We start from the raw sequence: 14,113 nt of genomic DNA on the forward strand, positions 1-14,113 counted from the left end.
GATTTCTACTAGAGATTTTTGCTTGAAGACGGCAATAGAAAAGCTTAGTGAGCTTGTTAAAAACTCCCAAGACTGAAAAACGCAGGCAGCGAGGCTATACATAAATGCTATCAAGAAGTAAGTTAAAGGGCTTTTATTGGTTTCCTTTAGCTTAAACCTAGCCAATTCGCACATTTTCCTAATGCTTAAGTTAATCGCTACTGCGGCTGGCGCACATATACCGGATGGCATAAATGGCATGGTGATCTTTAACTCAGGGGTTTCTCAAAATTCGATTTCTTCTCGCGGAATTCCGGTAGTTTCAATCTTATCCATAGCTTTTGCTGCCCAACACATTGTGTCAATGTACCTAGCAAGTTGTTCAACAGTTGGTGTTTCAAACAAATTGCGTACAGGCAAATCTATTTGGAAGGTGTCACGGATGCGAGAAGTTAGCTGAGTCGCTAGTAGAGAATGACCGCCCAATTCAAAGAAATTGTCGTGAACGCCTACTTGCTCTTTTCCCAAGACTTTAGCCCAAATTTCTGCAAGTAACTCTTCAACTTGCGATCGCGGTGCCACATAATCTTGATTATTGAAAGTAATTGTATCAGGCGTGGGTAAAGCACGGCGATCCACTTTGCCATTAGGTGTTAAAGGTAGAGATTTCAGTACGACATAGGCTCTGGGCACCATGTATTCTGGTAACTTTTCTTTGAGAAATTGACGGAGTAAGGATGCAAAGCTTTGCACGTCTTGCGTCGGTATCTGTTTCTGGTTGGGAACAATATAAGCCACCAAGTACTGATCATCAGGTACGTCCTCACTAGCAATGACAACAGTTTCTCTTACTGCTAAATGTTGACTCAACACCGCTTCAATCTCTGACAACTCAATGCGGAAGCCACGAATTTTTACTTGATTGTCAATGCGACCTAAAAATTCAATATTGCCATCTGGTAAATAGCGAGCTAAATCACCCGTTTTATAAAGACGTGTTTTTGGTTTATTGCTAAAAGGATGAGGAATAAAGTATTTAGCAGTTAATTCAGTCCGACTGAGATATTCTCGCGCCAATCCATCACCACCAATATATAATTCACCCATAACGCCAATAGGCACAGGTTGTAAATGGGTATCTAATATATAAATATGCGTGTTTGTAATGGGACGACCAATAGGAAAAGATATGGCTGATGGTAACTCTTCTACGCAGTAATAAGAGGAAAATGTTGTATTTTCTGTAGGCCCATAAACATGAATTAAATGCTTTGGCGCACCAGATTTGAGAATCTTTTTAATCCATCTCGGATCAACGGTTTCGCCACCAAAAAGCAAATATTCCAAGGTTGCAAAAGCTTGCGGAACATCTCTGGCTATCTGTTGAAACAAGGCGGTAGTCAAAAACAGAACGTTGATACCTTTTTGTCGTAGTTGTAATCCAAATTCATGAGGCGAGAGGGTTACATCTTTACTAATTCCCACAAGTTGAGCGCCGTTAAGTAGCGCTCCCCAAATCTCGAATGTTGCTGCATCAAAGGAAGTGTTTGAGGCTTGGGCGATTTTATCGGATGGTGATAATTTTATATAGTTAGTATTGCACACTAACCGATTTATAGCTTTGTGAGGTACAGCCACTCCCTTGGGTTTTCCTGTAGAACCAGAGGTGTAAATAACATAGGCTAAATTATCACTATTTAAATCGCTTTTGAGATTATCTTCCTTTTCTTGGGTAATAATTTCGCAGTCTTGATCTAGAGAAATAATTTTATTTGAGAAACCTTCAAAATGCTTGAGCAATTTTTCTTGTGTCAGTAATACTGAAACTTGGCCATCTTCAAGCATAAAATTTAGGCGCTCTTGAGGATAACTGGGGTCTAATGGAACATAGGCTCCCCCTGCTTTAAGAATACCCAACAATCCAATGATCATTTCTATTGACTGTGAAAGACAAATGCCGACTAAAACTTCTGAACATACTCCTAATTTTCGTAAGTGTTGTGCTAATTGATTACTGCGAGTATTTAACTCTTGATAAGTGAGTTGCTCGTTAGCAAAGTTTATTGCTATAGAATCAGGATACTGCTGTACCTTTTCTTCAAACAATTGATGGATACACTTATCTTGAGGGTAATCTGCTTGAGTGTTATTCCATTCCACCAATATCTGATGTAACTCCACTTCACTTAATAAGGGTAAATTTGCAATTCTTTGTTCGGGATTTGCAACAATGCCTGACAACAGAGTTTTAAAATGTTTCAGCATCCGGCTAATGGTGGCTTTATCAAACAAATCTATGTTGTAAACCATTACGCCTCGAAGACCTTCAGAAGACTCCCAGTTTCCACCCCATAAGCTCCTAAAATCCTCAGAACACTTCCATAGATGCAGTTCCAAATCAAAACGTGTTTTTTTCAAGTCAATATTTATAAAGCTAGGTACTAACCCAGGCAGTTCTAGTGCTGACATTGGCGCATTCTGGAAACCAAACACCACTTGAAATAGTGGATGGTGGCTCAAGTTCCGCTCTGGATGCAATTCTTCAACTAACTTTTCAAACGGCAAATCTTGGTGGCTGTATGCTCCTAACGTTACCTCCCGTACTCTGCCTAATAGTTCTCGAAAAGTTGGGTTTTCAGATAAGTTGCTACGTAGCACCAAACTATTGACAAAAAAACCAATTATTCCTTCAATTTCGCTGCGGTTACGGTTAGCAATTGGCGAACCTAGCGCGATATCTTCTTGGCGTGTATAGCGATAAAGTAACGTTTTAAATGCTGCCACCAGTATCATAAATAGGGTGACACCTTCTTGCTGTGACAGCTTTTCTAGTGCATCAATTAGCTTAAGCGGTAACTCTAGAAATTGTGTTGCTCCTTGATAGCTTTGTATAGCTGGTCTTGGTTTGTCAGTAGGCAGATGCAGTATGGAAATACCGTTTAATTGCTCCCGCCAGTAAGCTAACTGGGTTTGAAGTACTTCTTTTTGCAGCCACTCGCGCTGCCAGTGAGCAAAATCGGCGTACTGAAGAGGCAGTTCTAATAGAGGGGAAGGCTGGTTTTGTGCAAAAGCTGCGTACAGCGTTCCCAGTTCCCGAATCAGTACCCCCATAGACCAATCATCACAGATAATGTGATGCATATTCAATAATAGAATATGTTCTGTGTCTGAAAGGACAAGGAGTATTACTCGCAGCAATGGCCCGGAGGATAAATCAAAGGGATGTTCTATCTCTGCGGTAATAATGCACTTTCCTTTAACCTCTTGTTGATCAGCTGGCAATTGCTGGAGGTTTAATACAGAAATAGGTATTGTTAAGCTAGGTGCAATTGCCTGTAGGGGTTGCCCATCCAACACAATAAAAGTGGTGCGTAAGGTTTCGTGGCGACGCACTATTTCGTTAAAAGTCTGTTCTAGTGCGGCTAACTTAAGCGAACCTGTCAAGCGAATAACTGTCGGCACATTGTAGATAGCATTGCTGGGGATCAATTGGTCGAGGAACCATAGCCGCTGTTGGGCAAAAGATGCTGGAAAGACAAAGACTTCTTCAAAAGACATATTGATCCTTATTTTAAATTTTGTGCTTTCTCAATACAAGCTTTTAGCTGTGTGGCGAGAATTTGGATATGGGGTTTTTTCAGCATAGTTAGATGATTGCCAGGAATATGATGAATTTCCGTTCCTCCCACAATTAGCTGATCCCAACCCATACTCGGATCTTCCTTGACAATGCTTGACTGAACCTTTGTTCTGAAAAGATTAATTCGTTTAGGGTAAGCTTGGGGAACGTAGTTGAGAACTGCTTGGCTATTGGCGTAGAAAACACGAAGCATCGGACGAATTGCTAACTCGCTTAAAAGTCTTAATTTGGATTCTTCAGATATCAGGTTGACTGTGACATCCTCTTTTAGGATGAGGTGAGAGAATAGATTTGTTGAGAGCGATCGCGTCAGCGACTCCCAAAAGGAGTTTCGCATAATTTTATGAAAATTAGTCAACCGATAGGTTAAACTGTTAATTTGATTCTTAGTGATAGCAATAATTAGATATAAATAATCGAGCAAAAAGGGCCATATATATCGCACCACTGTAGTCAAAAGAAACTTAAAACTATTACTTAAAGAAGGTATACTGCCCGGAATTGGTGCTAAAGTGTCAAGTACAGCAAGTAGAGCCACTTCTTCCCCAGACTTTTGGAGTTGTTGAGCCATTTCAAAAGCAACCCAACCTCCAAAAGACCAACCTCCTAAAAAATAAGGTCCTTTGGGCTGAACTTTCTGCAATGCTTCAATGTAGTGAGCAGCCATATCTTCAATGCGAGTTAGTGGACAACTTTTTCCATCAAGTCCAATAGGTTGTAGTCCATAAAATGGTTGATTTTTTCCCAAATTATCAGCTAATTCGTAATAAGGAAAGACAACACCAAAAATTGGATGGACGCAGAAGAAAGCTGGACTTGAACCAGCAGATTGAATCGTAACTAAGGGTGACCACGGGAGAGAATCTGCTTTTGAGGATAGAGAAGTTGCTAAACTTTCAATTGTGGGATTTAAAAATAAGCTAGATAGTGGTAATTCGCGCTCAAACTGCTTGTGTATTTGCTTCAACAGGTGTACAGTTAACAGCGAATCTCCTCCCAAGTCGAAGAAGTTATCGTGAATACCCACACACTCAACATTAAGGACTTCAGCCCAAATTTTTGCCAAGGTTGACTCGGTTAGAGTCCGAGGAGCGATAAATGCTTTATCTGTTGAGCGGCTAGTTGGAGTGTCGAGTCCTGTTAGCGCCAAACGCTCCACTTTACCACTAGCTGTTAGCGGCAGAGAATCCAGCATTACAAAAGCTTTTGGGATCATATATTCTGGTAATATTTCTTTTAAAAATTTACGTAATAGAGACGCAAAATTTTGCGTCTCTACATTGGAAATAATATAAGCCACCAAGTACTTATCGCCAGATATGTTCTCTTTAACAATTACTACTGCTTTTTGCACACTTTGATGCTGACTTAGTACTGTTTCAATTTCTGATAACTCAATGCGGAATCCCCGAATTTTTACTTGATTATCGATGCGGCCTAAAAATTCAATATTACCGTCTGGTCGATACCGAGCTAAATCACCCGTCTTGTAAAGTCGCGCTCCCTTTTCATGATTAAAAGGATTGAGAATAAACTTTTCACTAGTTAATTCTGTCCGGTTAATATAGCCTTGTCCCAATCCCTCACCACCTATGTATAGTTCGCCATAAATTCCAATTGGTAAAGGTTGTAAATGCTGATCTAATATATAAATCTGAGTGTTATCAATAGGGCGACCAATGGGCGGTTTTTCATTTATAGGACTAATCTCTGCAACGGTTGACCAAACTGTTGCTTCAGTAGGGCCGTAAGCATTAAAAAATCGGCGCTGAGAGTTCCACCAACGTTTGACAATATCATCAGTGCAGGATTCGCCTGCACAAATAATAGTTTGCAATGCCGGAAGTGATTCTGTAGGTAGGACTGCTAACACTGCTGGCGGAAGGGTGACATGAGTAATTGCTTTTTCGCGCAATAGTTGGAGCAAAGGTTGTCCGGGTAGAAGGGATTCTTTGTTTGCTAAATAAAGAGTTGCTCCTGTTTGCAGTGCCATAACAATCTCAAAAATTGAGGCATCGAAACTTAATGATGCGAATTGCAGAATGCGGTTACTCGGTTGCAAGTTGAAAACCTCAATCTGAGCTTTTGCTAAGTTAGATAATCCTCGATGCTGAAGTAAAACGCCTTTAGGTTTTCCTGTTGAGCCAGAGGTATAGATAACATAAGCTAGGTTGTCAAATGTGACGCAACTGGTTGGATTTTCTTGGCTGTGTTGTGTAATAGTTGCCCAATCTTCATCTATGCAAACTACAGACAAGAGATCCCCCCAACCCACGCCACTTGCTCCACTTGGGGAGACCCCAAGACCCTTCGGGTTCGGCAGTCCCCTATCGACGGGAACCGCCTTCGCGGAGCGTCTCGTAGAGAAGACGGGGGCTGCCTCACCGCAGTGGCTCCCCTTAAAAAGGGGGGCTAAAGAGAAATAAGTGAGCAAGACTGATACTTTCGCATCTTCTAGCATGAAGTTAAGACGCTCGTGAGGTAGGCTCGCATCTAAAGGCAGGTATGCTCCACCCGCTTTGAGAATGCCTAATAGAGCGATGATCATCTCTGGCGATCGCTCTACACAAATGCCAACTAAAGATTCGGTTTCTACACCTATTTTTTGAAGATAATGTGCAAGTTGGTTGCTGCGTATATTTAACTCTTTGTAGCTGAGTTGTTCATCCCCAAATACTAGTGCGATCGCATCGGGATTTTCCTGCATCCGCGCTTCAAATAACTGATGGAAACACTTGTTCTCTGAATAGTCTTTTTTAGTGTCATTCCAATCAATTAATAACTCTTGTCGTTCTTGCACAGTCAGCAAAGACAAATCTGAAAGACGCTGTTCTGGATTAGCGACAATGCTTTCTAGCAGCGTTTGGAAATGTCCCAGCATCCGGGTAATGGTCGTGTCATCAAATAAATCTGTGCTATAAATCATTTGTCCTTTCAAACTATCCAAGTCTTGCCACAGATGGAACTCTAAATCAAGCTTTGCGGTTTTGCTGTCGAACTCAAATAGCGAAAGCGTTAACCCAGGTAACTCTAGCGCAACGATTGGAGTATTTTGCAGGCTAAATACAACCTGAAAAAAAGGATGATAGCTTAAATCTCGCTCTGGATGCAGTTCTTCCACCAGCTTTTCAAAGGGCAAGTCCTGATGAGCATAGGCTCCTAAAGTTACCTCTCGCACTCGATTCAACAATTCTCGAAACGTCGGGTTACCTGAGAAATCTGTACGTAGCACCAAGCTATTGACAAAAAAACCAATTAATCCTTCAAGCTCGCTACGGTTGCGATTAGCAATAGGTGAACCGACTGTAATATCCTCTTGTTGCGTGTAGCGATAGAGCAAGGTTTGAAATACTGCCAGCAGAATCATGAACAAGGTCACACCTTCTTGGTAGCTAAGTGCCTCTAGCGCTTGAGTTAAGAAGTGTGGTAGCTCTAGAAATTGTTTTGCACCCCTGTAGGTAGGAACTGCCGGTCTTAGTCGGTCGGTGGGGAGATTCAGCACCGAAATTCCGTCTAATTGCTTTTGCCAATAAGCTAACTGGGTTTGTAGGGGCGAGGTGCTGTTTGCCCCCACTGCTTGCAGCCACTCCCGTTGCCATTGGGCGAAATCTGCATATTGAATGGGTAGTTCTGGCAAGAGCGATCGCTTATTTTCTACAAAAGCTTTGTATAATATCCCAAATTCTCTAATTAGCACTCCAATTGACCAGCCATCAGCAACAATGTGATGTAGATTTAGCAGCAGCAGATATTCTGCTTCATCTAGTTGTAGCAGCTTCACTCGCAGCAATGGCCCGGTGGCGAGATTGAAAGGATGTTGAGCCTCTGCGGTTGCGATTTGCCGCATTTGTGTCTCACGTTCTTGGTCGAAATTACGTATATCTATTAGGGGAAGAGGTATGGTTAAGCTGGGTGCGTTAGCGCAGCTTTCCGCAGGAATCACCTGCACTGGTTGCTGCTCTATGATAATAAACGTAGTGCGTAAGGTTTCGTGACGACGTACAATTTCGTTGAATGTCTGCTTTAAGGCGGTGAAGTTGAGGGAACCTGTCAGGCGAAGTGCTGTTGACACATTGTAAAATGGATTGCCCGGTGCTAACTGGTCGAGAAACCACAATCGCTGCTGGGCGAAAGAAGTAGGAAAAACGAAAACCTCTGCTTCTTCAGAAAAATTAAGTTCTTCATCATCTGTGAGACTACTGAGAATATACTGGCTCATAAGTGAATGGCAAACAGTTGTGGGGGAACAGGACAAATCGGAGCGCGTTAGCAGAGCGGTACGCACATCGCCTAGCTATTTGTACTGATTGGATTGTTCTTCTTGACTGCCAATTTTAGATTAAAGAAGAAAGAAGAAAGAAGAAAGAAGAAAGAATTATTTTGTTTATGCTCCGTAAAAGAGTAGGCGGAATAAATCCAAAATCCAAAATCCAAAATCCAAAATCCAAAATCCAAAATCCAAAATCCAAAATTGATTGACTAACCATAATATGCAACTTTATATTGACAAGAGCAATAATTTCCTGCAACTATTAGTAGCAAAGGTTGAGCCAGTCTGATCGCGTACCCGCCCTTTCCGGTGGCGATCGCTTGCTATATAATCCATATGAGTATGGAGCTATTGGTCTTTGGTGGGGATTGGCTATTGGTTTAGCTAGCGCCGCAATAATCCTTACTTGGCGGTTTAGCACCCGAAAAATCTGTTGAAAACCAAGCTGTTTGACCAACTCATAGATATCGTCTGTCAGCTTTAGCTTATCGTAGCCCGTCAGGCGCTTTTCTGAATCACCCGCACCTACTTACCAATTGCTTTGTCAAAAAAGTTGACATCGGTAGTTATTTTTATGTAACATAGTATATTACATAGGGAATGAGTTAGATTAAAAAGACTTCCTAGCCAGTACAGGACACTAGAAATAAAATTACCATTTGTACGCAATTAGTTGATATTACGAGAAAAATTTTTCAAAATCTCATACTTCACACAAAATAACTCGATTAACGCTGCATAACTAACAAATATGGATTTTGACTATTTTAGAAGCAATGAAGGCACTCCTACAAATAATACCCGGCAAAGCTTGCTTGCTAGCGGTTGGCGACCGTTTCACCGAGAATTAGACTGGGGGTTTTTGTGGCAACTGTTGTCCAGTGACTCTCGCGAATTAAGTCAAAAAAGTTTGAATTTAGCAAGTAATGTTGCTGATATTTTAGGACGAAATAATTATGCTTGGTGGGCTAATTTATTAAGTGTTGTATCTGATAATACCCGCTACGAAGTTGAAAAGTTTTGGAATTACATCACGCCAGATCCTCAATCACCAGATCATCGCTACAAAGATGTTTTGAGTACGGAAACGCCCATCGTCCAATTTGTAAGTCGTAGTAGCATTCCCATTGATTATGTTCTTAACCGACTGCAAGAAATTACTGTACTGCGAGTTTTACATGTGTTGGGTAGTCCCGACATTATTACCCAGTATTACTTAGAAAGAGATTTTTATTTTCCTACAGATAAATTTGTGAGTTGGGAACGCTTAGACGTTATCAATACTGTTTATGCTTACTGGTCGAAGTCTGACGTTTGGTTGCAAATTGATCCCTACGATCGCGGACGACGACAATATAGTTTAATGGCGAAAAATCTCGCGCCACTAATTAACAAAGCGACTTACGACTTAGCAATTATGCTGAGTGGATATCAAAGTCGTGTCGGCAAAGTTCATAGTCAATTTCCCATTCGCACATTTCCCGCAGATATCCAAAACTTTACTGATTCTGTACAGCAAGCGATTCTTAATCAAAACCAGTTAGCGGTTGTTGTACATGGGCAACCAGGTACAGGTAAAACAGTCTGGACACAGGCAGTAGCAAAAGAAATTCTTGTACCTTTAGGGTATGTAATTTTTATTTTAGATCATGATGCGATCGCTAACTTTGTCCCACCGACTTACATAGAGCGTATTTGTATCGTTATTAACGAAGCTGATAATCTAGCGCAAAATCGTGCTTCCGAGGTAGCGCAATATAATAACAAAACCGAACACATTCTGAGTTTGCTGGATGGCACTTTGTATCAGAGTGTAATTGATGACTCTGGTATTCAGATGCAGCAACGGTTAGTTGTCTTGATGACTTGCAACACTACTGAAAGATTAGATCCAGCCATGTTACGTAAGGGCAGGGTGGATTTAATATATGAGTTTACGCAACTATTTATTTGAATTGGGTAACTCGGTCGCCTTCTGAGAGAATATTTGAAAATTCGCAAACTTTTCCGAAGAACCCCGCTTCCATTCCTCTTTCCACAATCCCCAGAGGGGGCACCGAGTCCCCCATTCCCCAGAGGCTTTGAAACCTCCATTTCCTACGTTCGCGCAGCGGCACGAAGTGCGGGAATCGGGGCTAGAGGGGTTATGTTTCTTAGGGTTTGATGTTAACACTTTTACCAAAGTGTCACCTGTTTTTGCTCCCCAAGTTGATGCTCTTTGCGCCAAGCCTGGGGAGGTAAACCGTGATGTTGGCGAAACTGGCGGGAGAAATGAGACACATCCTGATAACCCAATGCTTTCGCTATCTTCTCGACTGTCTCATTATTATTTTGGAGTAAAGAACGAGCTCCCGCCATCCGGCGTTTGACAATCCAGCAGTTTACAGTCTCTCCTGTCTGCTTTGCGACTCGATTAGTTAAGTAAGCAGGTGAGTAACCAACTGCAACAGCCACATCACACAAAGTAATTCCTTGATGATAATGGGCTTCGATAAAGTCGAAAACTTCTTTTAATTGCGGAATGCAGGGAAAGATTGACGAATCAGGGATGATGGCTTCTCTACCAGAGGCTTCGGCAACGGCAACGGCAACGGCAACACCTACAGTGCTTGCTGTAGTATTAGCTGCAAATGGTGATTTTGGAGCTTTCTCGAATTGAATAGTGCACCAATATTGGAGAGTAGCTTGCTTTTGCAAGCGAGTAGTGATCGCTCTGAGCAATTCGTCTAATGTAGAGGGTTTGGTAACATAGTCGTCTGCTCCCAATTCCATAGCTTTGCGAACATCTGCTCTGGTAGTACTGCCAGTCAAAAAAATGAAGGGAATAATTGCTGTAAGAGGATCTTGGCGTAGTGTAGTTAAAACGTTATAACCATCCATATCGGGCATCGTGATATCGCAAATCACTAAGTCGGGTATACGCTCTTGTGCTTTTTGGATACCAGCAAGACCGTTATCAGCACCTATCGTATCAAAACCTTTAGCCTCAAGACCCTTTAAATAAAGATTGCGGGTAACGTTATCATCTTCAATGACGAGAATTTTCTTTGACGATTTGGACATGACTTTCTATTACCATAACTTGTTGCAGAAGCTGCTTACTAGACTCTTTGGTGAGTATGTAAATAGGCATGAGATTAATTACTTCGTTCCGAGAGTTATGAGCGTTAAGTTTTTAATTAACAACTTTCTTCATTTCAACACTCATAACTCGGAATTAGTCAACTCTGATTTGATTAATGGCAACATCACAGTAAATGTACTGCCCACACTAATTTGACTTTCTACAGAGACTTGACCGTGATGTAAATCTAGAAGGGTTTTAAGAATCGATAGTCCTAGTCCAGTACCAGGTATATGATCAATATTACTACCACGGTAAAATGGCTCAAATATTCTTTGTTGATCTACTAATGGAATACCGATACCCATATCTTTGACCTGGAAAATTACTTTCTCATTTTGGCAAGAGAGTTTCAAATCAATTGCTATGTGTGAGGGTGAATACTTGATTGCATTGTCGAGCAAATTTTTCAAAATAGGCTCTAACAGTTTTTCATCTATACAGGCTATTCGAGACTTATGTTGACTTACAAAATTAATCGTAATTTGGCTAACACTCATCTGCATTTGTGCAACTAAATCATTACAAAACTGAACTAAATCAAGCGGTTTTGGCTCAAAGTCTATTTTTGCTGATTCTGCTTTAGAGAAGAACAAAATATCATCCAACATCTGGCCAAGTTGTTCAGTGGCTTTTTGAATGTGATCGAGTAATGGTTGTATTTTTTTCTGTGTACGTTTGTCTACTTCTTCCTTTAGTAAGCTATTAGAAAATGAAACAATATTTAGCGGAGTCCGGAATTGATGGCAGACCATAGAAAGAAAACGCGCTCTAAGTTCGCTAAGTTGTTTTGCTTGTTCTAAAGCTTGGTTAAGACCTAATTCTGCATATTTGTAATCGGTAATATCGATGCCTGCAACCAGTTCGACTGGGTTTCCTCCAAAATCCAGCACTCCATCTAGCATGGCAACCGCGCAGGCTAGCCAGCGCTCCGTGCCATTTTTTGTCAAAATATTTATCTCCTGATATTCAAAGTTAGCTGCTTGACCTTGGTTGCGTACCTGCCTACGTTTTTTACTTTTAATCAGTCGGCGAAGATCAAAGCCTGTTAGCAGTTCCTCGGTTGTATAGCCAGTGAGTTTTTCTACTGCTGGATTTATGTAGCAAAGTCGCGTGCCTTGAATCAGAAAAGTGCTGGCATCTGTCGTTTCTGCTAAAGTCCGAAATCTAGCTGCGTTCAACCCTAATGCTTCTTCAGTCCGTTTCGATTCAGTAATGTCCCAAATACTCCACACTCTACCAATAATTTTGCCTTCGAGCCACTGAGGTTTAGAGTAGTGTGCAAAAACTCTCCCATCTTTCAACTCCAGAATGTCGTAGCTCTCGAAATCAGATTGGCTAGACACCTCCCAAATCAGCCGACTAAAGGCTTGTGGGTCTTTAAGTTGGTTCTCAAAAAAGGCTTTACATCGAGGACATTTCTTGGATAGTATTAGGGACGCCGGGATCTGCCACATATCCACAAATTTCTGATTCAAGCTCAGAATATCTCCCTCAAAGTTAACTGCGACAATACCAATAGCAGTAGATTCGAGAGTAGAACGAAGTAAAGAAAGAGATGTCTCTAATTCTACTTCTTTTGCCTTAAGTTCAGAAAATTCCTGTTGCAAATTGTCTTTAGCATCCCTTAATTCATCAGTCCACTTTTGCACGCTCAGTTCTACTATTTCATCAGTTTTCTCACGAGCGAAGGCACAGCCAAATTCCATATCTTGGTGTTTTACATGGCTAATGGATATTTCTACTAGAAAGATCCGACCTCCTTTTGTCCGGTAGCGAGATTTAAAAGTAAGGAAACCCTGTGAGCTAATATCTAACCAATTGTGTAGAGAAAAGTCTACATCTATATCATGCAGCCTCATAGAAAGTAATTCCTCACGGGAATACTCAGTCATCAGGCAAGTAGCATCGTTGACATAAAGAAACTGCGCGTTTGCTCCTAAACAGAAGGCAGCATCTACAGCCTGATTTATTAGGAAGTGAGCAAACTTCATCTCTACTTCTGGTTGTAGCGCCCATTGATTGCTTGATGTAGCTAATGTATATTCGCCAGAATTCATATTCCTAATTCCTCCTGGTAATCAATCAACACGATAGCCATTAATGAGTTAATACTCATAACTTATTAAAATCTTTGTTGCATTTTTATGCTGTTAAAGAATAAAATTAGTTAGTGAATTCAAAAATCATTACTAACTTAACATAACTTATCATATCAATAAAAAGGGAATTATTGAACTAAATTTTCCTAAAAAAAACTAAATATTTAGAATTTATTTTTAACTTAAACAGCTTTTATGACAACACAAAACTTAGACAAACCAAATTCCGATTAGTCAATAGACCTTATAGATTAAGAGTTTTAAACTCTTAATCTATAAGTAGAAAAAATATTTTAAATTTAAACTAGTGCTGCACCAGATAACTAATGGTTCCCCAACCTAAAATTGCTGGGTTTCGACTAAGGAAAGGTTAAAGAATAAAAATTTTTATCTTTTAACCTTTCCTGCACCAAGGACTTTGGCGAACTATTGATGTAAAGTCGTTTGATTCTCAACATAAATAAATTTGCAGTGCTGGGCTTGGCTTTAATGAGCATAATTTTACTCATTAATTTATTTTTTTAATTTATCTTAACTTACTCTTTCAGTAATTCAACTATAGAGAAATATGCTTGGTCATCCGTCTAAAGGAGTACATTAATATTAAATAAATACGTATATTATTAGGTATAGTATTATGTTTATTTTTTCACAAAGAAACGCTTTATTTATATAGCAAGTATAAATTAACAATAAATGTGTAACAAAAAGTCATTCATTCCTATTGAATCACTTAGGATAAGACCAGACTGTGTGATTATGGGGCTGGCTTCCCTAAATAAGCTTGACAAAAAAATATAACAGTTGTTTAAGTCATAAAGCAAAAGAATTGACAACTATATCAAAAGATTTTCTATTATAAATTTGGTGATGTGTCTTATACCAAGTTGTGATATAGGATTCCTCTTTGATTTTTGAACAAGACTCAGTACAACTCAAAGAGCTTTGCTTTCTTTCCTTTTGCTTCTTGCAAGAGTGCCTATTGCCTCTCTACGCAA

General features: G+C 40.3%; 6 protein-coding genes. 2 read left to right on the plus strand and 4 right to left on the minus strand.

Translation table 11 applies throughout. The annotated features are described in order from the left end of the window. Nucleotides 1-264: 264 nt before the first annotated feature. Together V7K85_RS12405 and V7K85_RS12410 are read right to left on the minus strand one after the other, a co-directional pair. Entirely contained in the window at nucleotides 265-3,537 is a 3,273-nt protein-coding gene (locus V7K85_RS12405) for a non-ribosomal peptide synthetase (RefSeq protein ID WP_334813962.1), read from the minus strand. Nucleotides 3,538-3,545: 8 nt separating this feature from the next. Beyond that, nucleotides 3,546-7,838 (minus strand): non-ribosomal peptide synthetase, encoded by a 4,293-nt coding sequence (locus V7K85_RS12410; RefSeq protein ID WP_334813963.1) that lies wholly within the window; start codon nucleotides 7,836-7,838, stop codon nucleotides 3,546-3,548. Nucleotides 7,839-8,164: 326 nt separating this feature from the next. Here V7K85_RS12410 and V7K85_RS12415 point away from each other — a divergent pair, with 326 nt between their 5' ends. Together V7K85_RS12415 and V7K85_RS12420 are read left to right on the plus strand one after the other, a co-directional pair. Then, a complete protein-coding gene (locus V7K85_RS12415) occupies nucleotides 8,165-8,326 on the plus strand; it encodes a hypothetical protein (RefSeq protein ID WP_334813964.1) in 162 nt (53 codons plus the stop codon). Between the two features lie 314 nt (nucleotides 8,327-8,640). Continuing rightward, nucleotides 8,641-9,843, plus strand: coding sequence for an AAA family ATPase (locus V7K85_RS12420; protein ID WP_334813965.1), 1,203 nt, complete (start codon nucleotides 8,641-8,643; stop codon nucleotides 9,841-9,843). 221 nt (nucleotides 9,844-10,064) lie between these two features. On the opposite strand, the gene V7K85_RS12425 is transcribed toward V7K85_RS12420, so the two are convergent. Further along, entirely contained in the window at nucleotides 10,065-10,952 is an 888-nt protein-coding gene (locus tag V7K85_RS12425) for a response regulator transcription factor (RefSeq protein WP_334813966.1), read from the minus strand. A 141-nt stretch (nucleotides 10,953-11,093) separates the two neighbouring features. Next, on the minus strand, nucleotides 11,094-13,073 hold the full coding sequence (locus V7K85_RS12430; RefSeq protein ID WP_334813967.1) for a scytonemin biosynthesis sensor histidine kinase: 1,980 nt from the start codon (nucleotides 13,071-13,073) through the stop codon (nucleotides 11,094-11,096). Nucleotides 13,074-14,113 lie beyond the last annotated feature (1,040 nt).

The sequence above is a fragment of the Nostoc sp. genome, from assembly GCF_036917615.1.
Lineage (GTDB): Bacteria > Cyanobacteriota > Cyanobacteriia > Cyanobacteriales > Nostocaceae > Nostoc.

What these genes read in the sequence shown, in the direction of transcription:
- V7K85_RS12405 (WP_334813962.1), bottom strand. Translation starts at nt 3,537, where the DNA reads ATGTCTTTTGAAGAAGTCTTTGTCTTTCCAGCATCTTTTGCCCAACAG.
- V7K85_RS12410 (WP_334813963.1), bottom strand. Translation starts at nt 7,838, where the DNA reads ATGAGCCAGTATATTCTCAGTAGTCTCACAGATGATGAAGAACTTAAT.
- V7K85_RS12420 (WP_334813965.1), top strand. Translation starts at nt 8,641, where the DNA reads ATGGATTTTGACTATTTTAGAAGCAATGAAGGCACTCCTACAAATAAT.
- V7K85_RS12425 (WP_334813966.1), bottom strand. Translation starts at nt 10,952, where the DNA reads ATGTCCAAATCGTCAAAGAAAATTCTCGTCATTGAAGATGATAACGTT.
- V7K85_RS12430 (WP_334813967.1), bottom strand. Translation starts at nt 13,073, where the DNA reads ATGAATTCTGGCGAATATACATTAGCTACATCAAGCAATCAATGGGCG.